Raw genomic sequence first — 25,209 nt, forward strand, 5'->3', positions numbered from 1 at the left:
ATCTAACGGGTAGTAGTTCAACCTTGACAAAGCCTCCCCAGTCGGAACTTAAAAAAGGGGACCACGCTTGTCGAACACTTCTTCTTTGAGAAACGTCCGCCCGTAGGGTGGCTTTGGCTCGACGGTCCCCTTTTTTAAGTGGAGACGGCCAGTGAATCCCCCTTGCGGGCGTGTCAGAGTCGAAGAGAACTGTGCTTTTTCTTCTCCTCCACTATGTTGACTAAAAAAGCCTTCTCTAAAGCTCTTTCTAAAATGTCGAGAAAAAGATGTCACCCCTGACAACAGCCGACAGTGACTCTCATTCCTCGCCAAAGGATTCGACCTGACTGGCCACGAACCCAATTGGGAAGGGAGGGGTGGCGTGCAGATGATCGGAATGGGCAGACTGCTTTTTGAACTGGGTGAGCGACTGCAAGGAAAAGCACACTTGCGATTCATAACAGCAGGATGGGAGCGCAGGATCGGAATTGTAGTGGATGATTCACCGTCACAATGGCAATTGACGATAGCAAAAGGCGTTGCATCCTGGGATGTATGGACAGAAGAGCAGCCTGCCGATTTGATCATCAGAGGAGAGGAGAAACAAATGCACATGCTGTTCGGCGGCGATGAGCTCGTCTATGTCTTAGCCAAAGAAAAGGTGCAAATAGCAGGGCCATTGCGCGACCAATTAAAGCTCGATGCCATTTTGCGACTGACCTGTCGGTGAACTGTCCAATGGGCATTGTGATATAATAGGAAGAAACGGTTTTGGAGGAGGCGCTTTGATGTCTACTGTGATGTCGTTGCAACAGGCGGTTGCCGCACGTAAAGATGCTATTGCCGAAACATTCCGTCATCTGCATGAGAATCCTGAGATAAGCTGGAAGGAAGTAGAAACGACTCGTTATTTGGCGGAGCGCATGCGTGCCTTGGGACTGCGTGTTACGACTTTTGACGATTGTACAGGATTAGTGGCTGAATGGGGCGAAGGGAAACCAGTTGTTGGCTTGCGCACAGATATCGATGCTCTCTGGCAAGAAGTGAACGGTGAGTGGCGCGCGAATCATTCCTGCGGTCATGACGCCCATATGACCTTGATCGTGGAAACGGTAGAAGCATTGGTTGCCGCTGGATTTCAACCGCCGGGAACGTTAAAAATTTTGTTCCAACCAGCAGAAGAAAAAGGAACGGGAGCATTGAAGCTGGTGGAGAAGGGGGTCGTCGATGACATCGATTATTTGTACGGTGTTCACCTAAGACCGATTCAGGAGATGGCAAATGGAACGGCAGGACCCGCCATCTACAACGGTGCAGCCATGTTTCTCTACGGGGAAATCACAGGAGTCGCTGCCCACGGAGCGAGACCGCATCTCGGGATCAATGCGATTGAAGTAGCGGGAGCGATTATTTCAGGTCTCGGTCAAGTACATATTAATCCAATGGTTCCGGCCACCGTCAAAATGACCATGCTGCAAGCCGGGGGAGAGAGCTACAACATTATTCCGGACAAGGCGCGTTTTGCCCTCGATCTGCGAGCGCAGACGAATCAGGCGATGGATGATCTGGTGAATCGAGTTCGTCAAATGATTGACGGAGTCGCGATGTCTTTTCAGGCACGCATAGAGGTAGAGGCCGGGTCTCGCATGGTAGCGGCAGAGGTTGATGATCAAGCGAAGGCATTTATGGAGCAGGCGATCGTAGATGTGCTCGGTCAAGAGAATTTGCGAGCGGCGCCTGTCAGTCCGGGAGCGGAGGATTTCCACTACTATACCGTGGAACGTCCTCATATCAAGGCGACGATGCTGGCTCTTGGATGTGATTTGGTACCAGGGCTGCATCATCCGCTGATGCATTTTGAACGCTCGGCCTTGGAAAAAGGTGTGGCGATTTTGTGTCAGACAGTCGTAAAAACGTTTGAAAATACGTAAATCTTTATGCCTTGTGAGAGCAACACTGAGAGAGTAAACTCTTGGTGTTGCTCTTTTTGTGGGAAATGTCTCTGCGTACCTCACGAATAGTCGATAGACTGGTTGGTTTGTGGACAAAATACTGCTGTTGGGGAATAATACGCATGAGGAGGGTTATTCACACATTCTCCATAAGAGATTATAAAATTATGTAGCTTATTTAGCTAAATGTGATATACTAATTACAAATCGAGCGACAATTAGAAAGTCACAATAAATGGTACACATTTTGGGAAGGAGATCGTTCACACATGGAAACCAATACGGTTCAAAAGCTTACTGACATTCTTGGAGCTACGAAAGTGTATCATAACTTGCCTGTAGCTAATCTTGTTGAGATGGCAGTGAAGCGTGGCGAAGGGATTTTGACCGATAAGGGGGCGCTCAATGCGCTAACAGGGAAGTTTACCGGCCGTTCGCCAAAGGACAAATTTGTGGTGGACGAAGCTTCCGTACACGATAAAATCAACTGGGGTCCTGTTAACCAACCAATCAGTACCGAAAAATTTCAAGCACTTCAACAAGACGTGCTCCAATACTTACAATCCAAAGATGAATTGTTTGTCTTCGATGGCTTTGCAGGGGCAGATACAACCTATCGCCTGCCAATCCGAGTGGTCAACGAATTCGCTTGGCATAACCTGTTTGCACGTCAGTTGTTTATCCGTCCGTCCGAAGAAGAACTGGCTGCGCACGAATCAGAATTCACGGTTATCTATGCACCTAATTTCAAAGCCAATCCTGCGGTACACGGCACGAACTCCGAGACCTTCATCGTATTGAGCTTTGAGCAAAAGACAGTGTTGATCGGTGGCACTGAGTATGCAGGCGAAATGAAAAAGTCGATCTTCAGCGTAATGAACATGCTGCTTCCAGAGCGCAACGTACTCTCGATGCACTGCTCTGCAAACGTAGGCAAAGACGGAGACGTTGCTCTTTTCTTCGGATTGTCCGGTACAGGAAAAACAACGCTGTCTGCTGACCCGGACCGTTTCTTGATCGGTGACGATGAGCACGGCTGGTCTGACAATGGCGTGTTCAATATCGAAGGCGGATGCTATGCAAAATGCGTCAAGCTGTCTGAAGAAGGCGAACCACAAATCTGGAAAGCAATCCAGTTCGGTACCGTACTTGAAAATGTAGACGTAAATGAAGCGACTCGTGTAGCAGACTACGATAGCACCAAATATACAGAGAATACACGCGCTGCGTACCCAGTAGAAGCAATTCCGGGTGCTGTGATTCCAGGCGTGGGCGGGCAACCAAATGTCATCGTCTTTTTGACAGCCGATTCGTTCGGTGTATTGCCGCCAATCTCCAAGCTGAATAAAGAGCAAGCGATGTACCACTTCCTGTCTGGTTACACTAGCAAAATGGCAGGTACAGAGCGTGGCGTAACTGCTCCGCAAACAGAGTTTTCTACTTGCTTCGGTTCTCCATTCTTGCCACTGCATCCGGTCGTATATGCAGAAATGCTCGGTAAGAAGATTGACGAGCGCAAGGTTCAAGTATACCTGGTTAACACTGGTTGGACTGGTGGCCCGGTAGGTGTTGGGCAACGTATGAAGCTGTCCTACACGCGTGCGATGGTAACAGCAGCATTGAACGGTGAGCTGGAAAAGGTAGACTATGTAGCTGATGAGATTTTCGGGGTACAAGTGCCGACTTCTTGCCCGAACGTTCCTGCTGAAGTTCTGCAACCACGCAATACATGGGCAAACAAGGAAGATTACGACAAGCAAGCGGCTGATCTGGCTGCACGCTTCATTGAGAATTTCGAGAAGAAATTCCCGAATGCAACAGATATCGCGAATGCGGGCCCTAAAGTAAAGTAATCGAACAGGAAAGAAACGGGTAGACGATAAGGTCTATCCGTTTTTTGTTCATGAAAATAGAAAAAACCGTCAGCCTGTGACGGACGGTTTTATCTCATGTTACTGGCTGCCATCGAATACTTTCGAAGTATTGATTGGTACAACTTTTCCATTTGACTGACGGAAAAGAGTCAGGTAAGCTTCCCAAGGGAGCCCTTCAATAGTGTGATAGCGATACATAACGAGAAACTCCTGATCACTCATTCCTGTCAGATTGACATACCCTTTGGAAACGACTTCTTTCTCTGGTCCGCAATAGTACAAGCTGCCTTTTACATCGGAAGTGTCACAAGGAAGCGGCAAGGTGTCTTTTGCCTGCTTGACAATTGCTTCTGGAATGCTACTGCCACCGTTGTTTCCGCCAGCGCCTGAAAAACGGACAGCAGGAGTTTTATTGTCCCATTCCTGCTTGATGCCGAGTGCATTGGCAACAGTTGCTACAGGCGCATAAACATTTCCATTATATATGAATGGTTCTGCTTTCGTTTTGATGACCTGGTCATTGACTATCAATTTAATGTTGGAGAAACGAGCAGATATTTTCTCTGTGCCCGTTTTTGCTAAGACTGTGGTGCCACCTACGAGTAGTAAGACAGCAGCTAGTCCAATAGCGAGTTTTTTGTTACTCTTTTTCAAAATGATCCATCCCTTTCCAGTTATCCAGTGGTGTTTTTTACAAAAAGTACCTGGAATTTAGACGGAAATGTATGCCTAAAAGTTACAAAGGGAAAAATGCAGCGGAGGCAAGAATATTTAGGAAGGGATTCATGCGCAAAATCGGACTTTCTAAATATAATGATATAAAAAATACAGATATGTTTCATTCCTTGATTTATAATTATTCTTATTATAAGATAGTTATTGAGAATGGATTGAGAATTTACCAACTCACTTTTGACGTGTATGGAGGGAATTCAGATGACAGCAGTACCGCATTTGCAAATAAAAAACCTTCGCGCCAAGATCGAGGACAAAGAGATCCTCAAAGGCCTGAATTTGGAGATCAAGGGCGGCGAAGTGCACGCGATCATGGGACCAAATGGTACCGGTAAATCGACATTGGCATCGACGCTGATGGGTCACCCAAAATATGAGGTGACCGATGGCGAAGTGCTGATCAATGACGAAGACTTGTTGGAAATGGCAGTAGACGAGCGCGCACGTGCAGGTCTGTTCCTGGCGATGCAATACCCGTCCGAAATCAGTGGTGTAACCAACTCTGACTTCCTGCGTTCCGCAATCAACGCGCGCCGTGGCGAAGGAAACGAAATCTCCCTGATGAAATTCATCCGTGAGATGGACAAAAAGATGAACACGCTGGAAATGGATGAGTCTTTCTCCCATCGTTACCTGAACGAAGGTTTCTCTGGCGGTGAGAAAAAGCGTAACGAGATTCTGCAAATGATGCTCTTGGAGCCAAGCATCTGTATTTTGGATGAAATCGACTCCGGTTTGGACATCGACGCATTGAAAATCGTTGCAGCTGGTGTAAACGAAATGCGCTCCGCAGACCGTGGATTCTTGATTATTACGCACTACCAGCGTTTGCTGAACTATGTAAAGCCTGACTTCGTACACGTCATGATGCAAGGTCGTATCGTGAAGTCCGGTGGTCCTGAGCTGGCTGAACGCCTGGAGGCAGAAGGCTACGACTGGATCAAGGAAGAGCTCGGCATCGAGGACGAAACCGTAAACGCCAACGTGTAGGAAGAAGGAGGCAGCAGTGAAATGAGTGTGGATGTACAGCTACGCTTCGATTCCGAGGCGATCACCCAGTACTCCAAAGCTAATCAGGAGCCTGCCTGGTTCCTGGAAAAGCGCCTCGCTGGACTGAAGGCGGCGGGAGAGCTGGCGCTCCCTGCCTTGGAGAAAACGAAGATTGATAAATGGAATACCGTTGATTTCGATCCGTTCCAAACCACTGCGAAGGTGGCAGCGGCGAATGAACTCAGCGATTTGGTAAAAGCACAAATCGATGTCGACAGCGTGAAAAACCTGTTGGTACAAAAAAATGCTTCTACCGTTTTTCAAGCAGTATCCGATGAGTTGAAGGCACAAGGAGTGATCTTCACGACTTTTGCTGATGCTCTGCAATCACATGGCGATCTCGTGCAAAAATATTTGCTGAACGTTATCGCACTTGATGAGCACAAGCTGACTGCTTTGCATACTGCAGTTGTAAACGGTGGCGTATTCCTCTACGTTCCGAAAAACGTGGAAGTAGATGTTCCACTGCAAGCTGTGTATGAAATCGCAGGCGACAACGCTCTGTTGGCTCCACATGTTTTGATCGTGGCAGAAGCCAACAGCAAAGTAACCTACGTGGACACTTATGTATCTGGCGAAGGCAAAAGCATGGTTGCGAACAGCCTAGTTGAAGTATATGTAGGCGCGGGCGCATCTGTGCAAGTAGCTTCTGTACGTTCTCTGTCTGTAGACGTTCACGACTACAGCTTCCGTCGTGCAACCGTTGAGCGCGATGGAAAAATGGAATGGATTTTGGGTGAGATGAACGATGGTAACACCGTTGCCAACAACACCACTATCCTCAAGGGAACTGCTTCGATCGCAGAGACCAAATCCATTTCTGTAGGTACTGGTTCCCAACGCCAAAACCTCACTTCCCAAGTTCAGCATATCGGCACGCACACAGAGTCTGACATGGTGAGCAAGGCTGTTATGACGAATGAAGCAGTGAGTATCTTGAACGGTATCACGAAAATCGAAAAAGGCGCTGAAAAGGCAAACGGCGTACAGGCGGAAAACATCCTGATGCTGAGCGATAAATCTCGCGGTGATGCCAACCCGATCCTGTTGATCGATGAGGATGACGTTAAAGCGGGACACGCAGCTTCGGTAGGACGTTTTAGTGAAGAGTCTATCTTCTACTTGATGTCCCGTGGTATTTCCCGTCAAGGCGCAGAACGTCTGATCATTCTCGGCTTCCTGGAGCCAGTTGTCGCTGAGATTCCAGTAGAAGAAGTGAAAAACAGACTCCGTCAGGCGCTTGAAAGGAAGTTAGGCTAATGAACGCCAAGGAGCTTCGGAAATATTTTCCCATCCTACACCAAGAAGTAAACGGGCATCCGCTCGTTTATTTGGATAATGGTGCAACCTCTCAAAAGCCGATTCAGGTTATTGAGGCGATGGATAAATACTACAGGGAGTATAACTCCAATGTGCACCGTGGCGTGCACACCTTGGGTAACATAGCGACAGATGGGTACGAAGGCGCGCGTGAAAAAGTCCGCGCCTTCATCAACGCCCGTGAAGCCGCAGAAATCGTCTTTACGCGTGGTACGACCTCTGCTTGTAATACGGTAGCGTACGGCTATGCTCGCAAGTACCTGGGGCCGGGAGATGAAATCGTGACCACTTTGGTGGAGCATCACGCCAATTTCATTCCATGGCAGCAGGCAGCCAAGGCGACCGGAGCGACCTTTAAGTTCATTCCGCTGGCAGAGGACGGTACCGTTACTCTGGAGGCGGTCAAGGAAACGATTACGGACAATACCAAGATCGTTGCGATTCACCATGTTTCCAACGTATTGGGGGATACTACTCCAATCAAGGAAATTGCCCAAATCGCTCATCAGCATGGCGCGCTTTTGTTTGTTGATGGAGCGCAGGGTGCTCCACACAAGAAAATCGACGTCCAGGATTTGGATTGCGATTTTTATACGTTTTCAGCGCATAAGATGGCAGGTCCGACAGGCGTAGGTGTTCTGTACGGCAAGCGTGAAGTGCTGGAGCGTGTGGAGCCGATGGAGTTCGGCGGAGAAATGATCGACTATGTGGATATGTACGATTCCACATGGAAGGAGCTTCCTTGGAAATTTGAAGGAGGAACTCCGATCATCGCAGGAGCTATCGGATTGGGAGCAGCGATCGACTTTTTGGAAGAGATCGGTATGGACAATATCGAGCGTCATGAAAAACATCTCGTCAAGTACGCGATGGAACAAATGCGCGAGATAGAAGGATTGAAGATTTACGGCCCACAGCAGGACCGCAGCTGTTTAATTACATTCAACCTGGATACAGTACATCCGCATGACCTGGCGACGGTGCTGGACAGTTACGGAATCGCAGTTCGTGCCGGTCATCACTGCGCACAACCGCTGATGCGTTGGCTGAATGTGACAGCTACCGCTCGGGCAAGCTTCTACCTGTATAACACAGAAGAAGAAGTAGATGTGCTGATCGCGGGCTTGAAGAAGACGAAGGAGTATTTCGGCAATGTCTTCTCTTGATGATTTATACCGCCGCGTCATTATGGATCACTACCAGAAACCGCGCAACCGCGGCAAGCTGGAAGAATCCGACGGACTCATTGTGAATTTGAATAACCCGACCTGTGGCGACAGCATCTCGCTCTCCTTGAAAGTGGAGGACGGCAAAGTGGTGGACGCGAAGTTCCTCGGCGAAGGCTGCTCAATCAGTATGTCATCTGCATCCATGATGACGGATGCTATCAAAGGCAAGCCAGTAGCAGAAGCACTGGAGCTGTCGCAAAAATTCTCCGATATGATGCAAGGCAAAGAAATCGATGACTCGATTGATCTTGGTGATATCGAAGCCTTGTCTGGCGTAGCCAAGTTCCCAGCGCGAATCAAGTGTGCGACATTGGCTTGGAAAGCATTGGAGCAAGGTGTCAAACAAGCGGAGCAGGAATAGTGATGGGTAAGGGACATGAACACGAAGGAGTGAGCAACGATGGCTGTTAAAGGCCCAGAATTACAGGAATATCAGTACGGCTTTCACGATAAGGACGTTTCTGTATTCCGTACGAAAAAGGGTTTGACTCGCGAGATCGTCGAAGAAATTTCGAAGATCAAGGATGAGCCAGCATGGATGCTGGAATTCCGTCTAAAAGCATTGGACATCTTCAACAGCATGCCGATGCCAAAATGGGGCGGCGATCTGGACGACCTCGATTTTGACAGCATCACCTACTACGTAAAGCCTTCTGAAAAGCAAGGCCGTAGCTGGGATGAAGTGCCGGAAGAAATCAAGGCAACCTTTGACAAGCTGGGTATTCCAGAAGCAGAGCAAAAGTTCCTCGCAGGTGTATCTGCTCAGTATGAATCTGAGGTAGTGTACCACAACATGCAGGAAGACCTGGAAAAACTGGGCGTTCTTTTCTGCGATATGGATTCCGCAGTAAAACTGCACCCAGAAATCGTGAAAGAATACTTCGCGACAGTGATTCCGCCAGCAGACAACAAGTTTGCTGCGTTGAACTCGGCAGTATGGTCCGGTGGTTCCTTCATTTACGTACCAAAAGGCGTAAAAGTGGAAACTCCGCTGCAAGCATACTTCCGCATCAACTCCGAGAACATGGGTCAATTCGAGCGTACGCTGATCATCGCCGATGAAGATTCCTTCGTTCACTACGTAGAGGGCTGTACAGCTCCAATCTACAGCACGGATTCCTTGCACTCCGCTGTTGTAGAAATCATCGTGAAAGAACGCGCTCGTTGCCGCTACACCACGATCCAAAACTGGTCCAACAACGTATACAACCTCGTTACCAAACGTGCGGTTGCTTACGCGGATGCGAACATGGAATGGATCGATGGTAACATCGGTTCCAAGCTGACGATGAAATACCCAGCTGTTATCATGAAAGGACCTCGCGCGAAAGGTACCGTTCTTTCCATTGCAGTAGCAGGCAAAGGACAACACCAAGACGCAGGTGCGAAAATGATTCACCTGGCGCCAGATTGCACATCGACGATCATTTCCAAGTCGATCTCCCGTGATGGCGGAAAAGTAACCTACCGTGGTCTGTCGCAGTTTGGACGCAAGTCGGAAGGCTCCAAGTCCAACATCAAATGCGATACGCTGATTCTGGATAAACTGTCCACGTCCGACACGATCCCGTACAACGAGATCATGAACGACAACATCACGCTTGAGCACGAAGCGACTGTATCCAAAGTATCCGAGGATCAACTCTTCTATCTGATGAGCCGCGGTTTGTCAGAAGCAGAAGCAACTGAGATGATCGTAATGGGCTTCATCGAGCCATTCACAAAAGAATTGCCGATGGAGTACGCGGTAGAGATGAACCGTCTCATTAAGTTTGAGATGGAAGGCAGTATTGGGTAAGAAACTATAAAACGTTGTTGCTCCAACGCTTTATAAGTGGAATACGAGGTAAGAATAAATAATCGTGCCGATTTGGTGCCGATTCAAATTGTTCTTTTGGTGTAGGAGGCGAACTTTTTAAGTTCGTCTTCTTCAATTTTTTCGGTGATGGACAGATATGTGTCGGCGGTCGTTTTGATCGTCTTATGTCCAAGTCGCTTTGATACATATACTAGACTGGCACCAGACTCGAGCAATAGGACGGCGTGAGTGTGCCGAAAACCATGGGTACCCTTGTACTCCACTCCCGCTTTTTCACAATACTCCTGAATCGATTCACGTATTGTCGAGGGTGTTAAATAGTTCCCTAGATAGTTTTGAAAAATAATTTGATCCTCGTTTTGACGAAATGTTTTACTTCCAAGAATAAGCTCGTTTTGTCTCGCTTTGAACTTTTTAAGTTCTTTTAACAGATCATCTTCCAGGCCGATTGTGCGATAAGATGAAGAATTTTTAAGAGTAGTCAGTTTCACGTTGTTATTATCGTCTCTACTCGTTTGGCGTTCCACTGTGAGTTGATTACCATTAATGTCAGTCCATCGCAAGGCTAGCGTTGGGCTAGCCTGGGGAGTGATGGGGGCAATTACTGTTCAAGCCACGATTCAGGGCATTCTTGCAGCCGTGATCGCAACGCTGGGGCATCAGTTGTGGAAGCAGACTTTCGATAAGAGAAAGGAAGATGTAAAATGAAGATCAAAGGAATCGATTGTGCAGTACCTTTGACAGCAGATAGGCTATGGCGGCGGGCATGAAATTTGTCTGTAGATATCTTGTTCCTGTCACTATGGAGTGGAAACGGCAAAACGGACAGAGGCCGAAGCGATCACGGCAGCAGGGATGTAGGTTGTCTCTGTTTTCCAACGTGGCAATAACGATGCTGCTGGAGGAGCAGCCAACGATACAAGGGACGGCAGAGCAGCACTCAAGGAAGCCAAGCAGATCGGTCAGCCTGTAGGTACAGAAATTTTCTTTGCTGTTGAATATGACGCACAGCCAAGGAGTTGCCAGGTTATTCGGTTGGTGTGTATGGCTCTTATGCAGTCGTTGAGGAAATGGCGAAGCGAGGAGCCTTGGTGAGGGTTGGTGGAACACTCATCCACCCGCTGTGGAAAAACCTGTGAATAAGTTTGACAAAGAATCGGCAGAGGAAGTAATCGCGATTCTTGGCTCGGTCTGAATGGCGAGTGACAACGATCTAGGAGTGAGGGAAGTAGCTCACTATGCTGCGGACGCTTTGCGTTATGCAGTAGGTATCCCAAAATAATGACTAAGCCCTCCTTCGGAAAGAATCCGGGGAGGGCAATAACATGTGAGTCAAATTGTAAAATGAAACTACAGCAACAAAGTAGGCATATTAGTAATTGTAACTAATAGAAATAGATTGGTCTGCATCTGTTTCAACGTCAATACCCGCATAAAAATTAACTTTATGGCTGATATCCAGTTTAGTGTAGCTACCTGTTGCAGCCCATGCAGTCACGAATTCATAGTCATCTGATGATTCTAATTGACTTCCAGTAACCTCCCATTTTGCATAATCATTAGATTTATTCAATGTGAGATCCATGTCTGGTTCTGTGTCAATTTCATATTCGAAACCAATGCTATAAGGGTAACCTAAACTTACTTTATACGGGTTACTGGAGGTATCATTTGGTTCAGCATCATCTAATTCGTCACTATCAAATACCAGATCATGTCTGATAGTAAACTCTTCTGCATCCCAAAGCCATTCATATGTTTCAATAGTGCTTGTATCTTTTACATAGAAATAGTCATATTCTTTATCGTCTTCATCGGTAACTTTGTACAGTTTCCATTGTGAATTAATTTCTCCGGCTTTTTTTGTTATATAGTAAGCGGAGGCAATAATATCGTAATCACTATCTACAACTCGGCTCGATCGAGTAGAAAATTCGGATTCACTCTTTTCAATAATTTTATTTTCGTGCTGCAAGATTTCTGAGAGATAAATTTCATCTTCAATTTCAATTTTACCCTCATCATCATAGCTGTTTATATCTGAAATAAAGACTTTATAAGGGGTATCTTCATCTAATGTGTAACCTATAATTTCATGTTTCTCGGATTCCTTATTCTTATCAGTACCATCTTTCTTTTTCTTTTCTTTTTTCTCATCCTCTTCATTAAAGAAAGCAAGCTCGATTGAGTCTTGGGAATCTCCACTTTCTATATTTGTTTGAGTATACAATTTGTCAATACCTAGCAGATCGCAATATTCTTTTATAGTAAGTCCTCCAAATAAATACACTTTCTTACCATTTTGAAGTTCTTCTTGTAATGCCTTCTGTAGTTTTTTGTTTTTTTCTACATCTTTAAAATTATATGCAATAGAATTGTACTCTGATAAATCCACTTTATCCTCTGGATTTATCGATTTTACTTGGATTTTTTTATCTTCCAGAGTCTTTTTGACACTTTTCAGAGAGTCGTGATTGAAATTCAATTCCTTTTCTGTATTTTCAGAATTAATTTCGGGTGAAAATAGCAACTCTTTAGTTGATTTTGCAAATGCACTCTGAACTGATAAATTTGGTAACATTACAGCAGATACTAAAACACCAGCCAAAACGAAGCTAGTAACAGATGATTTAATATTTTTTTTGGACATTCTAACATACCTCCCTTTTTATGGTATATAATTTACCATGTAGGATATGTATAGACAACTAAAAAATGGAAATTTACAAAAAAGTAAAGGTGTGATGATTATGTCGTTTAATAATGTGCAGTCTTGGATAATTACTGTTTGTTTCGTGGTAATAGCGTTCAGTTCAGCTTATATAGCAATCAGAATAGATAAGATCATTGAGCGCTTGGCAACTATTGCTGAATTTATTAGTATTGCAGGTGGTATAAGTTGACGGAATAATTAAACTTTTGACAATAAGGATAGTCAGTGGATTGACCAGAATTACCATTGTTATAACTTGAAACAATATAGATTACAGCCGCCAGGTTCTGATAGAAGGGCGGGCTTATTTGTTTGCAGTTCTGTTTAAGGCATTTGTTGGAGAACATAAGATGTTGGGACAAAGACCAAACAACAATAGGTATTATTTATGACCTTGATTAGACTTCGGTAGACGGTAATGAGGAAAATGTTTGCAAATGAGGAACCATAGAAGTTAAAAAGTACGTTATACCGTTAAACCCCGCCTCGACTCTGATAGAGCTTGTGACGGGTTTTGGCAATTTGTAGAGTGCCTAATTTGCACTAGTATGTCAGCCGAGGAAGTGAGTAGATTTAAGGAGTACGCTCCAAACTTAAAGCGTGGACTATTTATTATAGAGGCAGAGATTGTTAACCAAAACGAGGCGGTAATCACCTATGCAGACTTTGCAACTTAGAAAAAGGCTAAACCTGAAACCGGAATGACAGTAGCAGATGCAAAGAACTATTGGGAGTCTAGAGACGCGATCAACAAAGCCTTGATGAAAGAGCCGATCCGACTGCTAAAGGAGTTCCCTGAACTGCAAAAGGTGAAGGTAACACTGAATCATGAAAAAAAATACCACTGAGATTGATAGAGCGACTATCGAGGATTATTTAAAGGTTAACCAAGCCGAAACAAAAGTTGATAATGATAAGTGGTATAACGAAGTAGTCAACAAGTTTTTCACCAAGGAAGAACGCGCAAAATACATTGAAAAATTTGTGAAGGCGGAGTAAAAAAGAAAAGTCCTAGAACATAATTTCTAGGACTCTCTAACGTGCCGATATTGTGCCGACTCAAGAAGAAAAGTAATAAATTGTTTTGATGAGTTAACATCTCAGAGATGGCGTAAATCAATGTTTTCCTTCTTCGATGCAACGCTATGAAATTAATCAGTATTCAAGTTTGAGATGTAAGGTTCTATCGGATAACCGTTTCGATAACGTGTAAAAATGTGTCTGATTCGTTCAGATACGTTTTTTTACTGTACTGGGGCCCTAATAAATGGATTACGAGGTAATTTTTAACTGCATGAGGAGAAAGGAAGGGGATATCTTCTGCTGCACGGGGCTAGTTAATTTAAATCACTCGTCACTTTTACCAAAGTAAGTAAAAACACACCAAATTCCAATAACTAAATAGAGGAAACCAAACAACCCTTTTTCAACACTCGTTACCAATAAATATAGGCCTATCAAGCAAATGATAATTGAACCTGTCTTTTGCAAAGTTGTTTTTTTCATAATACTCACCTATGTATAGGAATTTACAAAAAATGTATCATGAAATTTGTTTATTTACAAATTACCAAATGAAGTGCCACGGATATCCAGGCAGTCTGAAAGATGTAAAGATACGTCTTGATTTATGTTGATCCACCTTACAGCGAGGAAAACATGAGAACTGGAGGGGGAACACTAGAACGGGAAAATAAAAAACCCGACCATTGGATCGGGCAAAAGAAATCCTTCTATGAAGCTATCCAATCGATGACAAACGCAATGGACATAACTACGATGTAAGTGTACTCCTGAAACTTTTTAAACAAGGGAACACCTCCAAAAGCGTTTCCTAAATCATACCATGTCAAAGTCGTAATGATCGAGTCAGTTTAACCTATGACGCTGTCTTAATATTGAGTATAGAAAGATGAGCAGACATCCAATAAGACTTACACAGCTTATCAAGGTATCGTATGGATGGTAATTGTACTCCAAATCCCGAATTGTGTTGTCACTCCATAGTAGGATGGGGATTACAAGAAAATAATGCAACTTTGTATCATTAACAAACCTGATATAGACAAGGGCAAGGATAGTAGAAATGCTAAAAATCTGAAGGAAATCTTGCATTTCATCGAATGAAATTGTTACTGGAATATCACTTGAAAGAAGCATTTGCTTACACCAAAGAAGAAAGAACCAGCCAGTTGCTAAAGTGCCCACTGTGAGCTTTAAAAATAATTTCATAGATAAATTACTCCTTGTATTCAAGTTGATATATAAGAATTGTGGAAAATGGCACCATTAGTTTAGTTCATGGATTACTCATAGTGAGGGGATGGAGGGTCAAAGTAATATAGAAATTCGACAATCCCCCAAAAAAGGATGAATGTGAACAGTACATACAGCCATCTTTTACGAAGTGACTGGGAATTTACGATAAAACCCCAACTAAGTAGGAGTATTGCTATCAAAAGGATTGATAAGAAGTCGGTCATGCGGAATTCACTCCTTCACGTTTTATTACGTAAATGGAGAATATTGGTTACTTGTTCGATACGGTCAATGAGAACGGAGAAATCATCGGGCTTGCGCCGGGTGTGACCGTCATTTTAGCAAATATGCCAGAAAAACATCCAAGCTGACAGTCTATGTGGGCTTGTGTAGAGCTGATCAGTCGACTTTACATCAGTAACCGATCTGTCACGATTGCAGAAGGTGAAGTACCAAGGAAAAAGCAAGACGATTTCGGTGAAGGTCACGAAAGAAACAAGCACAGTGCCCTCGGGATAATCGGGGGCTTTTTGTACGTGTTCAAACATGTACATTCACTTCACACAATGATAAAATGTTCGTATATACAAGATAACGCTGCCTAACATCAACGAAGTATGCCAACGTATCCAGGCATGCTTTTTTCGGGCGAGCACAAACCTTTTCACAAATGTGCAGCTGCTCTTTTATGAGAAGGCAGCCGTAGAGGTTTTCATACTTTTTGGAGCGGGGTTGCACATATGATAGTGGTAAAGCAATTAATGGATCATTGCCACCGCTTTTTTGGAAGTGGAGGAGAGCTGTATCAATCCGAGGATGCGGATATCCTGATTGCTGTCTATCCAGCTACGCGCAAGCGAGGATGGTGGACGTATGCCACGCTTGAGCTGCATAAGATGGGAGCCACAGAGTACCTCGTCTATTCCTATCAGTTTGAGCAGAGAATGATCACGCATTTGGCAAGAGTAGCAGCCCAGGTAATTCGTCAGTGGGAGAGTCAATCTACCCGTATGGAGTCTGGGAGTATCTTTTCGCTCGGGGATACAATCGTGGAAAAATCGGTTTTGAATCATATGGTACTGACCCCTGCCTATTATGAAGAGGCTGGACTTGAATATTATACAAACGGCAAGGACGTAATCAGGTTCATGATGCTTCATGCAATCGCGGATTCTGAAGCAAAGTTTTTGGAACAATATGGACTTATGGCATTACAGGAATGGTTAGCGCACTCCGGTGTCGATTCCCTGAATGTTACGCGTACGCCTGCCATCTGAGAAGGGAGCGAGCGAAATGTCAGCGATTCGCTTGAGAGTCACCGTAGTAGTGGAACACGAAGGGAAAGTCCTCCTCATCCGTGAGCAGACACAACGAGGCATCTTTTACAACCTGCCGGGGGGAATCGTAGAATATTTGGAAGCGATTCCAGACGCGGCGAAAAGAGAAGTGATGGAAGAGACCGGACTCCTCGTGGAAATGGAGCGATTGATCTGGATAGACGATCGGATCGATCAGGAAGGGAACGGAAAGCATACAGTCGGAGTAGGAGTTCTGGCGAAGCTCGTCGGTGATGAGACAGCCCCTACGCCAGGTGGTATCGTCGATGAAGAAATCGAATGGGCTGGCTGGGTCACGATAGACGAGTGGAAACAACTGCCGAACGACCACAAAACACGCCCGGATCAAGTCAAGCAAGTCTTGTCTGATCCCTCTTATCAACCGATGTACTTAGGAAATATGCTGAGCCAAGCAGAATAAAAACAAGAGACACCGCCCTTTTCCTAATGAAGAGGAGCGGTGTTTTTTTCTTACACTTTTTGCTGTACGGAAGCTTTTCTTCCTTTTGCAACAGCGAACACGACAATGACTGCCGAGAGAACGGCACCGAGTGTCAATGGCTCTGACAGGAGGAGCCAAGCGGCGATGATCGATAAAAAGGGTTGAAGGTATTGAATTTGACTGACCTTGGAGACGCCACCGAGTGCCAGGCCGTGATACCAGGCGAAAAAACCGAGAAACATACTAATTACGCTAATATAGCCAAAACCGATCCAGACAGGCCAAGTGGCTAGTTTTAATTCAGCGAGCAGCGGACCTGCGAGCGGAACGATGAGAAAAGGAAAGGCAAAGATCAACGACCAACTGATGACCTGCCAACCACCCATTGTCTTGGAGAGCTCACCGCCAACCGCGTATCCGATCGCAGCACTAATGACCGCCCCGAGTAAGGCGAGATCTGCCCATTGGAGGGCACCAAAGCCAGAACTGATCGCGTAGGCGATAATCGTCACACAGGCGATCACACTAGAAATCCAATACTTCCGGGTGGGGCGTTCTCCTGAAAAAAATATCGCTGCGCCAGCTGTGGCCAATGGCAATAATGCGATGATGACTGCGCCGTGCGTAGCGGGCACTCTCTCCATCGCCCACGACGAGAAAAACGGGAAGCCTGCTACTACTCCGGCGGATACAAGAAACAGTTTCTTTGTCTCTTGCCAAGTAGGAAACGATACTCGTTTGATTAAGAGCACCAAAGCAGCCAGTACAGCCGCGATCAACGCTCGTCCCAACCCTGCTGAGAGGGGAGAGAGCGCGGTTACAACCACCTTCGTTGCAGGCAAGGTCAAGCTGAAGCTAAGCACCCCGATGAAGCCATAGAGCAATCCCATTTTCTCTGTATGGAGCTGCCCAGGAGTGGTTGGCTGCTCTGTTTGTACGGTTTGCTTCTCGATAGGAAGCTGTGCACTCATCCGAATCCCATCCTTTATCGAATAAAAGTTTTCTGTTGTTCCATCTTAGAGGCGACCGAGCATAAACGGTAGAGCCAATTGGCAGCAGGAGCAGTAAGCCAATTTGTCGAAAATGAGGAAAACGTAAACAGGAAGTGTGGAGGGCGGATCAGGATGGAATGGAAGCCGGACAAAGATGCGGGAGTTCCGATCTATATGCAAATCGCCAAAGAGCTGGAACGACAGATTGTGCTAGGAGTGCTGTCCCCAGGTACATCTCTGCCGCCAGAAAGAGTGTTGGCGCGGCGCTTTGGCGTCAATCGTGGGACAGTATCGGCAGCGTACGAAGAATTGCGAGCAAAAGGTATTTTGCAATCGTGGCAAGGGAGCGGTACTTGGGTCAGTCGTGATTTATGGGGCGTCAAACAAATGCCAAACTGGTATACCTACACGAACGGCGGGGCATTCTTGCCAGCCTATCCACTCGCGAAACGAATTCAGGATGCGTGCTTCGACTCCTCGATCATCAATCTGGCAAAAGCTGAATTGGCAACGACGATGATCCCAGCATTGATACCAATGACGCCGGGGGAAGAAGACGAGATCAAGCTTGAGCTGGGGTACGCGCATCCAAAGGGGGAGCCGCGTCTGCGTGAGGCGCTGGCTGTGCATTTGCAAGAAAACTACGGCATTCACGCTTCTTCCGACGAAATTTTGGTGACGTCAGGAGCGCAGCAGGCATTGCATTTGATTACACTCTGTCTTTTGAATCCTGGAGATACAATCGCAATGGAGGGACCCTCCTATTCGTATTCCTTGCCCTTATTCAGTTCAGCTGGCCTGCGTTTATTTCGCCTGCCGATGGATGAGGACGGTATTGTACCCGAGGCTGTCTACGACTTGCAGCGGGAGCATCGGATTCGCATGGTTTTCGCCAACCCGACCTATCATAATCCAACTGGGACGATTTTAAGTGAGACACGGCGAGCCCAGTTGCTCGATATTTGTCAGGAGCTGCGCTTGCCACTTGTGGAGGACGACGCTTATGGTGCACTGACACTGGCTGGAAGCCCTAGACCGCCCAAGCCGATCAAAGCCATCGACAAGACAGGTGCTGTTCTGTATGTCGGGAGTCTTTCGAAAACGATTGCGCCGGGCTTGCGGATTGGCTGGCTGGTGGGACCAAGATCTGTCGTAGAAAGACTAGCCGATGCCAAGCAGCAAATGGACTTTGGCACGAGCAGCGTCTCCCAGCAGTTCGCCCGGCATTTTGTTGAGCGAGAGAGCTGGAACAATCAGCAGCAGCGGATGTCTCGTTACTTGTTGGAGCAGCAACAAACGATGGTACGCGCTATGCGCAAGCATCTCTCCGATTTTGCCGTATGGAACGAGCCGGGTGGCAGCTATCATATTTGGTGTCGGTTGCTTGCTCCCAGGGACGAAAAAGAATTGCTGGATGATGCAATCAGAGAGGGCGTTGTCTTTACACCTGGCAGCGTTTATGGAGCGGAAGCGGGGTGGCTGCGACTGACCTATTCGTGGGAGTGCCCGGCGAATATCGAGGAAGGAATTCAACGCATCCAAAGAGTACTTCAGCAGAAAAAGCGATAAGAAAAGGGATTATTTCCTTATTTATGAAACTAATTTCCACCTCACTCGTATGCACTATAGAGGCAATTTTAGAAAGGGGGGACAGTCGTGGGCGTACTTGAAACCGTCTACATGGTCTGCCTTGTACTTGGTCTAATCTACACGGTCATCTCGCTGTTGTTTGGCGATGCGCTCTCGGATTGGCTGGGACATCTGCATCTGCCTTTTGCTCAGCCCATTCTGTTGGTCAGCGGCATGACTGCCTTTGGCGGAGCGGGGTATCTGTTATCACGGTACACTTCTCTGGCTACGCTTGTCGTGTTGATGCTGGCTGCTGTCATTGGCATCGCTTTGGCTCTCGTCTCTTACTTCCTGTGGGTAAAGCCAATGAGTCACGCGGAAAATTCCACGAGCTATTCCATGAGTCAACTAGGAGGAAAGCTGGGGGAAGTCGGGACGACGATCCCTGCGGAAGGACTGGGAGAGGTGCTGCTGCCGATGATTAGTGGAACCACTTACCATATGGCAGCGAGTCTGGAGGGCCAGATTATCCCGCAAGGAACCCGTGTCGTTGTAGTCGAGGTGCGTGACCATGTCTTGTATGTGATCCCCTTTTACACTGAATCTGGCGAAGGAGATGAGAAATGATGGTAGATCCCGGCATTTTGACGATAGTAGGTGTTGTCGTCGCAGTCTTTCTTGTTTTGGGTATTGCCTTTTGGGCTCGTTACAAAACAGTGGGTGCAGATGAAGCCATGATCGTGACGGGTAGCTATCTCGGCTCGAAAAACGTACTCAGTGACGAATCTGGGCGCAAGATGAAGATCGTCCGCGGAGGCGGCGCATTTATCCTCCCTATTTTTCAACAAGCAAACTTTCTGAGTCTTCTGTCTCATAAGCTGGACGTATCGACTCCTGAGGTGTATACCGAACAGGGCGTTCCTGTCATGGCAGACGGTGTAGCGATCATCAAGGTTGGCGGCTCGATTGAAGATATAGCGACCGCATCCGAGCAATTTATGGGCAAGAGTGACGAGGCACTGCGCGGTGAAGCACAGGAAGTACTCGAAGGCTATTTGCGGGCAATCCTCGGCAGTATGACGGTAGAGGAAATTTACAAGAACCGTGAGCGTTTCGCACAAGAGGTGCAAGCGGTAGCGACAAAGGATTTGAAGAAAATGGGGCTGTCCGTTGTCAGCTTCACGATCAAGGATGTCCGGGATAAAAACGGCTATTTAGCTGCCCTTGGAATACCGCAAATCGCTGCGGTGAAGCGCGATGCGACCATCTCACAGGCTGATGCGGACAAAGAAGCGCGGATCAAGCAGGCACAGGCAGAGGAAGAGGCACGTAAGGCAGAGCTGCTGAAGGAAACGAACATTGCCGAAGCTGAAAAGGAAAAAGAGCTGAAGGTAGCGGCGTTTAAGCAAGAGCAGGATAAGGCGAAGGCGAGCGCGGACCAAGCCTACAAGCTGCAAGAAGCTGTCGCCAAGCAGCAGGTTACAGAAGAAGAGATGAAGATCGATCTCGTCCGCAAGCAGAAGGAAATCGAGCTGGAGGAAAAAGAAATTCTTCGCCGCGAAAAGCAATATGATGCAGAAGTGAAGAAAAAGGCCGACGCCGACCGCTACTCTGTGGAACAGGCGGCAGAAGCGGAAAAAGCGAAGAAGCTGAGAGAAGCAGACGCAATCAAGTACCGCATTGAAGCTGAGGCAAAAGCAAATGCCGAGCAGAAGCGTCTGGAAGGCTTGGCGATTGCCGAGGCTGAAAAAGCCCGCGGTAGCGCTGAGGCAGAAGTCACGCGCCTCAAGCTCGAAGCCGAAGCAGAAGGGAAAGAGAAGCTGGCTGAAGCATTTGAAAAATTCGGTCATGCGGCTGTCCTCGATATTATTGCGAAAATGCTCCCTGAGCTGGCTGAAAAAATTGCCGAGCCAATGAAGGCGATCGACAAAGTAACGATCGTGGATGCGGGAGGCAGTCAGGGAGATGGCGTCAATCGTCTGAGCGGGAATGTTACGAAGCTGATGGCCCAACTGCCTGAGATGCTGAAAGACGTGTCTGGCTTGGATATGAATAAGATGATCTCGGACTTTATGCAAAAGGGTGGTAACGTGCCAGCCCAGCAACCGCCTGTACCTGTAAAAGTTCAGGTTGAGACCGATTCTATTTCAGAGGACGAAAAGAAATAATCAAATCGATCAGAAGAGTAGTGCCCCTTTTTAGCGAGGGGCACTTTTTTGTGGGAAGAAAATCAAGGATAGTCTACCTGCTTCACACGTCCGTATCCTCTCAACAATTCGCTGACCGTGACGAATGTATACCCTCTATTTTTTAGTTCAGGCAATATTTGCTCGAGTGCTTGAACAGTCTGTCTGCGATTGCCTCCGTAATCGTGAAATAGCACGATGTCTCCATTCCGCGCGTTGTTCAAAACCTTGTTAACGATTTTTTTTACACCGGGATCGCTCCAATCACGTGTGTCTTGATGCCATGACCACATGATCACGAGAAAACCGGCTTGCTTGGCTGTATCGATGACGGTCTCGTCATAATATCCACCTGGGGGACGAAAGAGGGTGGGACGAACCCCTGTTGTCGAATAGATTGTCTCCTGGGTTTTTTGCACCTCTTCTAACAGTCGTTTCGCTGACAGCTTTCGAATATCTGGATGACTGTAAGTGTGATTGGCAATCTCATGGTGATCATTCGCGAGAGATTTGACAATATCCGGGTACTGGCTCACGCGATTGCCCACGACAAAAAAGGTAGATTTCGCTTGGTATTGCTTCAGCAACGCTGCGATCTGAGGAGTGTATACCTGATCAGGACCATCGTCAAAGGTAAGGGCAATCACCTTGCTCTCTGTCGGCACTTCCCAAACGATATCTCCTCTTGTTTCGTAATACTCACGATTTTTTCCCCGAATGGCATTGGCTGTCTCGCTGAAGGAAGGAACTAGAATGACAGCTAACAAAAGGGGGAAAAAGAGGATATGCTTATTCATTCGTTCACCTCGTTGCAGAGACTTTCGAACTAGGTAGCTGTAGGTGATGATGTACTCACCGTTACTATGCGACAAATCTTAATGAATATTCTTTGTGTCCTCGCGGAAAAGACACTTGTTCTTTTTGTGTGGATAATTTAAGCTAGTAAAAGTATAAAACGTGAGAGTTGGGTGGAGGAATCAATCATGAAGGTAGCAAAATTCGGGGGAACATCTCTGGCGAATGCCGAGCAAATAAAAAAAGTATGCCAAATTGTTATGGCGGATCGGGACAGACGATTGATTGTTGTATCGGCACCTGGGAAGCGGCACAAGGAAGACACGAAGGTTACTGATTTGTTAATTGCCTATGCTGAGCGATCTTTGGCTGGGGAGCCTATAGGGGAAGCGAAACAAGCAATTTTCTTGCGCTATCGGGAGATTGTGGCAGATCTCGGGCTTTCTGCCGAGATCGGTCAGGCGATCGAAGCAGAGCTCGAGGAGGTTCTCGCAAACAAGGCGGGCTTGTCCGCAGATAGATTCATGGATGCAGTCAAAGCAGCCGGAGAGGATACATGCGCCAAAGTTGTTGCTCATTATTTGCAGAGCTTGGGTGAGGTGGCGACCTACATGAATCCAAAGGATGCAGGAATGCTGGTTACGGATGAAGCAAGCAATGCTCATATCCTCCCTGAAGCGTATGCCAAATTGGCGGCATTGCGAGAGCGGGAGGGAATCGTTATTTTCCCTGGCTTCTTCGGTTATTCGCGTGCAGGTGATCTGGTTACTTTTTCACGAGGTGGCTCGGATATTACGGGATCGATTCTAGCTGCGGCGGTTCAAGCAGAGGTCTACGAGAATTTTACCGATGTCGACTCAGTGTATGTGGTCAATCCAAACCTGATTGCCGATCCGAAAAAAGTAACAGAGATTACGTACCGAGAGATGAGGGAGTTGTCCTATTCCGGCTTTAGTGTGTTCCACGAGGAAGCGTTGATTCCGGCGTATCAAGCAGATATACCCGTATGCATCAAGAATACGAACAATCCATCTGCGCCTGGTACGATGATTGTGGCTGAGCGAGGATCTGCTACAAACAGGGTGTCGGGGATTGCAAGTGACGGCGGCTTTTGCAGTATTTACGTCAGCAAGTATTTGATGAACCGAGAAATTGGCTTTGGCCGCAAGCTGCTGCAAATTCTGGAGGAGGAAGAGCTTTCGTATGAGCATACGCCATCTGGAATTGATAACATCTCCGTCATTCTGCGCGAGCGCGACCTCACGGAAGAGAAGGAACAGCGGATTGTAGAGCGCATCCGCCGAGAGCTGTTCGCTGATGACGTCGCTGTTCAGCATAGTCTTGCGCTCGTTATGATTGTCGGAGAGGGCATGCGTCAATCTGTGGGGACAACTGCGAGAGCCACTACAGCGTTGGCTGCTGCGAAAATCAATTTGGAAATGATCAATCAGGGGTCATCAGAAGTAAGCATGATGTTCGGGGTAAAAGCCGAAGAGGCAGATCGTGCTGTGATTGCATTGTATCAAGAGTTTTTTGGAGCAGAAGAACCAGTGGTATCCTCATCGTCACAAGCCGCTTCTGTCATTGTGTAGTTGCGTGCTTCAAATAACCCGCTATTTGCATCCTGTACCCATTGATATACATGCCATTCTGGCAGTGCAGATGCGAGTCCCACAATCCAATAGCTGAGCGTGGGATAATGCCAGCCAGCTATGTCGCGTACAGAAGGGATTGGCGGTGTATGGGGGTGTGTATGCAAGACACCTAACCATTGAAGATTGTTCTTGCGGATGTGTTGCAAGGCTTGTAGAAACGTTGTCCCATCCCAAGCGAATACGTGCTTGTCAGGTGAGATGGGCATCGGTACATAGGCCGTAATCGTTGCGCCACGACCTGCGAGCAAAGCAGAATACTCATAAGGAAACGCCTCTTGTGCTTCGGCCAGGAGGCGTTTCGCTACTTTTTTCGTCAGGAATATTTTGTTATTCTTAATCGCAAAGGGGTCACCCAACCAAGCGGGATTTTTCATTCGGCTTTCGTCCTTCTTCTTTATTCGGCATGATTTGGAGGTTAACAATCGATGACTACGATACATGTGGGAGTTTGCGGCTGGGGCGATCAGCATGAATTGTACGTACAAGGTGTGCGCAATCGGGACAAGCTGTCGGTATATGCCAGCCACTTTCCAATTGTAGAGGTGGATAGTTCTTTTTACGCTATTTTACCACAGCGAAATTACGAATCGTGGGTGAAGGATACACCTGAACGATTTGGCTTTATCGTCAAGCCTCATCAAGGGATGACGGGGCATCAACGGGGGGACGCTTCGGGAAGCAGACGGGAATTGTTTCGTCAGTTCGAAGAGAGCATTCAGCCAGTCGTGGAGGCGGGCAAGCTTAAAGCATTACTGTTTCAGTTTCCGCCGTGGTTCGATTGTACCCGAGAGCATGTCCAGTATGTGACTGCTTGCCGCCAAGCCATGCAGGCGTATCCGTTTGCAGTGGAGTTTCGCCATCAAAGCTGGTTTGAATCACGGTATTCGGAGCGAACGCTGGATTTCTTGCACAAGATCGAAGCGACACATGTTGTATGTGATGAACCGCAAGTCGGAAAAGGCTCGGTTCCAATTGTTCCTGCCGTGACGAAGCCATCCTTGGCGTTGGTCCGCTTTCATGGGCGCAACAAAGCGGGCTGGCGAGATCCGGGAGAGGGACAAAATTGGCGAGATGTCCGTTATTTATATCGATACAGTGAGACAGAGCTTGCAGAGTGGGTTGAACACATCAGGCTGCTCGAACGGGAAGCGGATGAAGTCTGCATTTTGTTCAACAATAATTCTGGAGGAGATGCAGCAGCGAATGCGAAGCAATTTTCGGAGATGCTTGGCCTTGCACCTACTGGTCTGAATCCTCGTCAGATGGACCTGTTCTCCACGTAGCAAGAAAGAAGGGAAGTTTC

General features: G+C 46.9%; 24 protein-coding genes and 1 pseudogene. 18 read left to right on the forward strand and 7 right to left on the reverse strand.

Annotated elements, in window-relative coordinates:
* Positions 1 to 367: 367 nt before the first annotated feature.
* From C7R94_RS19095 to pckA, 3 genes are all read left to right on the forward strand, one after another.
* Entirely contained in the window at positions 368 to 709 is a 342-nt protein-coding gene (locus tag C7R94_RS19095) for an SCP2 sterol-binding domain-containing protein (RefSeq protein ID WP_106784133.1), read from the forward strand.
* A 58-nt stretch (positions 710 to 767) separates the two neighbouring features.
* Complete coding sequence (locus C7R94_RS19100; protein WP_106783717.1) at positions 768 to 1,910, forward strand: M20 peptidase aminoacylase family protein; 1,143 nt, start codon at positions 768 to 770, stop codon at positions 1,908 to 1,910.
* A gap of 290 nt (positions 1,911 to 2,200) precedes the next feature.
* On the forward strand, positions 2,201 to 3,784 hold the full coding sequence (gene pckA / locus C7R94_RS19105; protein WP_106783719.1) for a phosphoenolpyruvate carboxykinase (ATP): 1,584 nt from the start codon (positions 2,201 to 2,203) through the stop codon (positions 3,782 to 3,784).
* A gap of 99 nt (positions 3,785 to 3,883) precedes the next feature.
* Here pckA and C7R94_RS19110 read toward each other — a convergent pair whose 3' ends face one another.
* Positions 3,884 to 4,459, reverse strand: coding sequence for a stalk domain-containing protein (locus C7R94_RS19110; protein WP_158264694.1), 576 nt, complete (start codon positions 4,457 to 4,459; stop codon positions 3,884 to 3,886).
* A 282-nt stretch (positions 4,460 to 4,741) separates the two neighbouring features.
* Here C7R94_RS19110 and sufC point away from each other — a divergent pair, with 282 nt between their 5' ends.
* From sufC to sufB, 5 genes are read left to right on the forward strand one after another with little or no spacing between them, the layout of a single operon-like run.
* The gene (gene sufC, locus C7R94_RS19115) at positions 4,742 to 5,530 is read left to right on the forward strand and encodes a Fe-S cluster assembly ATPase SufC (RefSeq protein ID WP_047073088.1); all 789 of its coding nucleotides are present in this window, start codon (positions 4,742 to 4,744) and stop codon (positions 5,528 to 5,530) included.
* 21 nt (positions 5,531 to 5,551) lie between these two features.
* Positions 5,552 to 6,850: a Fe-S cluster assembly protein SufD gene (gene sufD, locus C7R94_RS19120; RefSeq protein ID WP_106783723.1), complete on the forward strand. Its 1,299-nt coding sequence runs from the start codon at positions 5,552 to 5,554 to the stop codon at positions 6,848 to 6,850.
* The gene (locus C7R94_RS19125; RefSeq protein WP_047073086.1) at positions 6,850 to 8,076 is read left to right on the forward strand and encodes a cysteine desulfurase; all 1,227 of its coding nucleotides are present in this window, start codon (positions 6,850 to 6,852) and stop codon (positions 8,074 to 8,076) included. The genes sufD and C7R94_RS19125 overlap by 1 nt, the downstream gene beginning before the upstream one ends.
* On the forward strand, positions 8,063 to 8,500 hold the full coding sequence (gene sufU / locus C7R94_RS19130) for a Fe-S cluster assembly sulfur transfer protein SufU (protein ID WP_106783725.1): 438 nt from the start codon (positions 8,063 to 8,065) through the stop codon (positions 8,498 to 8,500). Before C7R94_RS19125 ends, sufU begins: the two co-directional genes overlap by 14 nt.
* Positions 8,501 to 8,539: 39 nt before the next feature.
* Positions 8,540 to 9,937 (forward strand): Fe-S cluster assembly protein SufB, encoded by a 1,398-nt coding sequence (gene sufB / locus C7R94_RS19135; RefSeq protein WP_047073084.1) that lies wholly within the window; start codon positions 8,540 to 8,542, stop codon positions 9,935 to 9,937.
* A gap of 83 nt (positions 9,938 to 10,020) precedes the next feature.
* Here sufB and C7R94_RS19140 read toward each other — a convergent pair whose 3' ends face one another.
* A complete protein-coding gene (locus C7R94_RS19140) occupies positions 10,021 to 10,485 on the reverse strand; it encodes a tyrosine-type recombinase/integrase (protein ID WP_369835013.1) in 465 nt (154 codons plus the stop codon).
* Positions 10,486 to 10,504: 19 nt separating this feature from the next.
* Between C7R94_RS19140 and C7R94_RS19145 the strand changes: the two genes are divergently transcribed.
* Positions 10,505 to 10,666: a phage holin family protein gene (locus C7R94_RS19145; protein ID WP_233220605.1), complete on the forward strand. Its 162-nt coding sequence runs from the start codon at positions 10,505 to 10,507 to the stop codon at positions 10,664 to 10,666.
* Between the two features lie 92 nt (positions 10,667 to 10,758).
* On the opposite strand, the gene C7R94_RS30700 is transcribed toward C7R94_RS19145, so the two are convergent.
* Complete coding sequence (locus C7R94_RS30700) at positions 10,759 to 10,911, reverse strand: hypothetical protein (RefSeq protein ID WP_233220606.1); 153 nt, start codon at positions 10,909 to 10,911, stop codon at positions 10,759 to 10,761.
* Between C7R94_RS30700 and C7R94_RS30705 the strand changes: the two are divergent.
* Positions 10,880 to 11,053 (forward strand): annotated as a pseudogene (locus C7R94_RS30705) (hypothetical protein); the annotation flags it as partial. The gene C7R94_RS30700 and the pseudogene C7R94_RS30705 sit on opposite strands and share 32 nt — an antisense overlap.
* Before the next feature lie 277 nt (positions 11,054 to 11,330).
* Here the strand turns inward: C7R94_RS30705 and C7R94_RS19155 are convergent.
* Positions 11,331 to 12,608, reverse strand: a complete 1,278-nt coding sequence (locus C7R94_RS19155) for a hypothetical protein (protein WP_106783727.1) — start codon at positions 12,606 to 12,608, stop codon at positions 11,331 to 11,333.
* Between the two features lie 891 nt (positions 12,609 to 13,499).
* Between C7R94_RS19155 and C7R94_RS30710 the strand changes: the two genes are divergently transcribed.
* The 3 genes from C7R94_RS30710 to C7R94_RS19175 all read left to right on the forward strand — a co-directional run bounded on the left by C7R94_RS30710 (position 13,500) and on the right by C7R94_RS19175 (position 16,688).
* Positions 13,500 to 13,670 (forward strand): hypothetical protein, encoded by a 171-nt coding sequence (locus C7R94_RS30710; protein WP_233220607.1) that lies wholly within the window; start codon positions 13,500 to 13,502, stop codon positions 13,668 to 13,670.
* Positions 13,671 to 15,670: 2,000 nt separating this feature from the next.
* Positions 15,671 to 16,207: a suppressor of fused domain protein gene (locus C7R94_RS19170; protein ID WP_106783731.1), complete on the forward strand. Its 537-nt coding sequence runs from the start codon at positions 15,671 to 15,673 to the stop codon at positions 16,205 to 16,207.
* Between the two features lie 16 nt (positions 16,208 to 16,223).
* Complete coding sequence (locus tag C7R94_RS19175) at positions 16,224 to 16,688, forward strand: NUDIX domain-containing protein (protein WP_233220608.1); 465 nt, start codon at positions 16,224 to 16,226, stop codon at positions 16,686 to 16,688.
* Between the two features lie 50 nt (positions 16,689 to 16,738).
* Here the strand turns inward: C7R94_RS19175 and C7R94_RS19180 are convergent, their stop codons facing one another.
* Positions 16,739 to 17,680, reverse strand: a complete 942-nt coding sequence (locus C7R94_RS19180) for a DMT family transporter (protein ID WP_106783735.1) — start codon at positions 17,678 to 17,680, stop codon at positions 16,739 to 16,741.
* 153 nt (positions 17,681 to 17,833) lie between these two features.
* Here C7R94_RS19180 and C7R94_RS19185 point away from each other — a divergent pair, with 153 nt between their 5' ends.
* The 3 genes from C7R94_RS19185 (at position 17,834) to C7R94_RS19195 (ending at position 21,438) form a co-directional block, all read left to right on the forward strand.
* Positions 17,834 to 19,270 carry an aminotransferase-like domain-containing protein gene (locus C7R94_RS19185; RefSeq protein WP_106783737.1) on the forward strand — a complete coding sequence of 479 codons (1,437 nt, stop codon included), beginning with the start codon at positions 17,834 to 17,836 and terminating at the stop codon, positions 19,268 to 19,270.
* Between the two features lie 87 nt (positions 19,271 to 19,357).
* The gene (locus tag C7R94_RS19190; protein ID WP_106783740.1) at positions 19,358 to 19,897 is read left to right on the forward strand and encodes an NfeD family membrane protein; all 540 of its coding nucleotides are present in this window, start codon (positions 19,358 to 19,360) and stop codon (positions 19,895 to 19,897) included.
* A complete protein-coding gene (locus C7R94_RS19195; protein ID WP_106783742.1) occupies positions 19,897 to 21,438 on the forward strand; it encodes a flotillin lipid rafts scaffold protein FloT in 1,542 nt (513 codons plus the stop codon). Before C7R94_RS19190 ends, C7R94_RS19195 begins: the two co-directional genes overlap by 1 nt.
* Positions 21,439 to 21,500: 62 nt before the next feature.
* On the opposite strand, the gene C7R94_RS19200 is transcribed toward C7R94_RS19195, so the two are convergent.
* A complete protein-coding gene (locus C7R94_RS19200; protein WP_106783745.1) occupies positions 21,501 to 22,253 on the reverse strand; it encodes a polysaccharide deacetylase family protein in 753 nt (250 codons plus the stop codon).
* A gap of 186 nt (positions 22,254 to 22,439) precedes the next feature.
* Here C7R94_RS19200 and C7R94_RS19205 point away from each other — a divergent pair, with 186 nt between their 5' ends.
* The gene (locus tag C7R94_RS19205) at positions 22,440 to 23,843 is read left to right on the forward strand and encodes an aspartate kinase (RefSeq protein WP_106783747.1); all 1,404 of its coding nucleotides are present in this window, start codon (positions 22,440 to 22,442) and stop codon (positions 23,841 to 23,843) included.
* On the opposite strand, the gene C7R94_RS19210 is transcribed toward C7R94_RS19205, so the two are convergent.
* Complete coding sequence (locus C7R94_RS19210) at positions 23,774 to 24,280, reverse strand: M67 family metallopeptidase (RefSeq protein WP_106783749.1); 507 nt, start codon at positions 24,278 to 24,280, stop codon at positions 23,774 to 23,776. The genes C7R94_RS19205 and C7R94_RS19210 overlap by 70 nt on opposite strands.
* Before the next feature lie 51 nt (positions 24,281 to 24,331).
* Here C7R94_RS19210 and C7R94_RS19215 point away from each other — a divergent pair, with 51 nt between their 5' ends.
* Complete coding sequence (locus C7R94_RS19215) at positions 24,332 to 25,189, forward strand: DUF72 domain-containing protein (RefSeq protein ID WP_047073061.1); 858 nt, start codon at positions 24,332 to 24,334, stop codon at positions 25,187 to 25,189.
* The last annotated feature ends 20 nt before the right edge of the window (positions 25,190 to 25,209 follow it).

It is taken from the genome of Brevibacillus sp. NRRL NRS-603 (assembly GCF_003013445.1).
GTDB lineage: Bacteria > Bacillota > Bacilli > Brevibacillales > Brevibacillaceae > Brevibacillus > Brevibacillus formosus.

What these genes read in the sequence shown, in the direction of transcription:
- C7R94_RS19095 (WP_106784133.1), top strand. Translation starts at nt 368, where the DNA reads ATGATCGGAATGGGCAGACTGCTTTTTGAACTGGGTGAGCGACTGCAA.
- C7R94_RS19100 (WP_106783717.1), top strand. Translation starts at nt 768, where the DNA reads ATGTCTACTGTGATGTCGTTGCAACAGGCGGTTGCCGCACGTAAAGAT.
- pckA (WP_106783719.1), top strand. Translation starts at nt 2,201, where the DNA reads ATGGAAACCAATACGGTTCAAAAGCTTACTGACATTCTTGGAGCTACG.
- sufC (WP_047073088.1), top strand. Translation starts at nt 4,742, where the DNA reads ATGACAGCAGTACCGCATTTGCAAATAAAAAACCTTCGCGCCAAGATC.
- sufD (WP_106783723.1), top strand. Translation starts at nt 5,552, where the DNA reads ATGAGTGTGGATGTACAGCTACGCTTCGATTCCGAGGCGATCACCCAG.
- C7R94_RS19125 (WP_047073086.1), top strand. Translation starts at nt 6,850, where the DNA reads ATGAACGCCAAGGAGCTTCGGAAATATTTTCCCATCCTACACCAAGAA.
- sufU (WP_106783725.1), top strand. Translation starts at nt 8,063, where the DNA reads ATGTCTTCTCTTGATGATTTATACCGCCGCGTCATTATGGATCACTAC.
- sufB (WP_047073084.1), top strand. Translation starts at nt 8,540, where the DNA reads ATGGCTGTTAAAGGCCCAGAATTACAGGAATATCAGTACGGCTTTCAC.
- C7R94_RS19145 (WP_233220605.1), top strand. Translation starts at nt 10,505, where the DNA reads ATGTCAGTCCATCGCAAGGCTAGCGTTGGGCTAGCCTGGGGAGTGATG.
- C7R94_RS19155 (WP_106783727.1), bottom strand. Translation starts at nt 12,608, where the DNA reads ATGTCCAAAAAAAATATTAAATCATCTGTTACTAGCTTCGTTTTGGCT.
- C7R94_RS30710 (WP_233220607.1), top strand. Translation starts at nt 13,500, where the DNA reads ATGAAAAAAAATACCACTGAGATTGATAGAGCGACTATCGAGGATTAT.
- C7R94_RS19170 (WP_106783731.1), top strand. Translation starts at nt 15,671, where the DNA reads ATGATAGTGGTAAAGCAATTAATGGATCATTGCCACCGCTTTTTTGGA.
- C7R94_RS19175 (WP_233220608.1), top strand. Translation starts at nt 16,224, where the DNA reads ATGTCAGCGATTCGCTTGAGAGTCACCGTAGTAGTGGAACACGAAGGG.
- C7R94_RS19180 (WP_106783735.1), bottom strand. Translation starts at nt 17,680, where the DNA reads ATGAGTGCACAGCTTCCTATCGAGAAGCAAACCGTACAAACAGAGCAG.
- C7R94_RS19185 (WP_106783737.1), top strand. Translation starts at nt 17,834, where the DNA reads ATGGAATGGAAGCCGGACAAAGATGCGGGAGTTCCGATCTATATGCAA.
- C7R94_RS19195 (WP_106783742.1), top strand. Translation starts at nt 19,897, where the DNA reads ATGGTAGATCCCGGCATTTTGACGATAGTAGGTGTTGTCGTCGCAGTC.
- C7R94_RS19200 (WP_106783745.1), bottom strand. Translation starts at nt 22,253, where the DNA reads ATGAATAAGCATATCCTCTTTTTCCCCCTTTTGTTAGCTGTCATTCTA.
- C7R94_RS19205 (WP_106783747.1), top strand. Translation starts at nt 22,440, where the DNA reads ATGAAGGTAGCAAAATTCGGGGGAACATCTCTGGCGAATGCCGAGCAA.
- C7R94_RS19210 (WP_106783749.1), bottom strand. Translation starts at nt 24,280, where the DNA reads ATGAAAAATCCCGCTTGGTTGGGTGACCCCTTTGCGATTAAGAATAAC.
- C7R94_RS19215 (WP_047073061.1), top strand. Translation starts at nt 24,332, where the DNA reads ATGACTACGATACATGTGGGAGTTTGCGGCTGGGGCGATCAGCATGAA.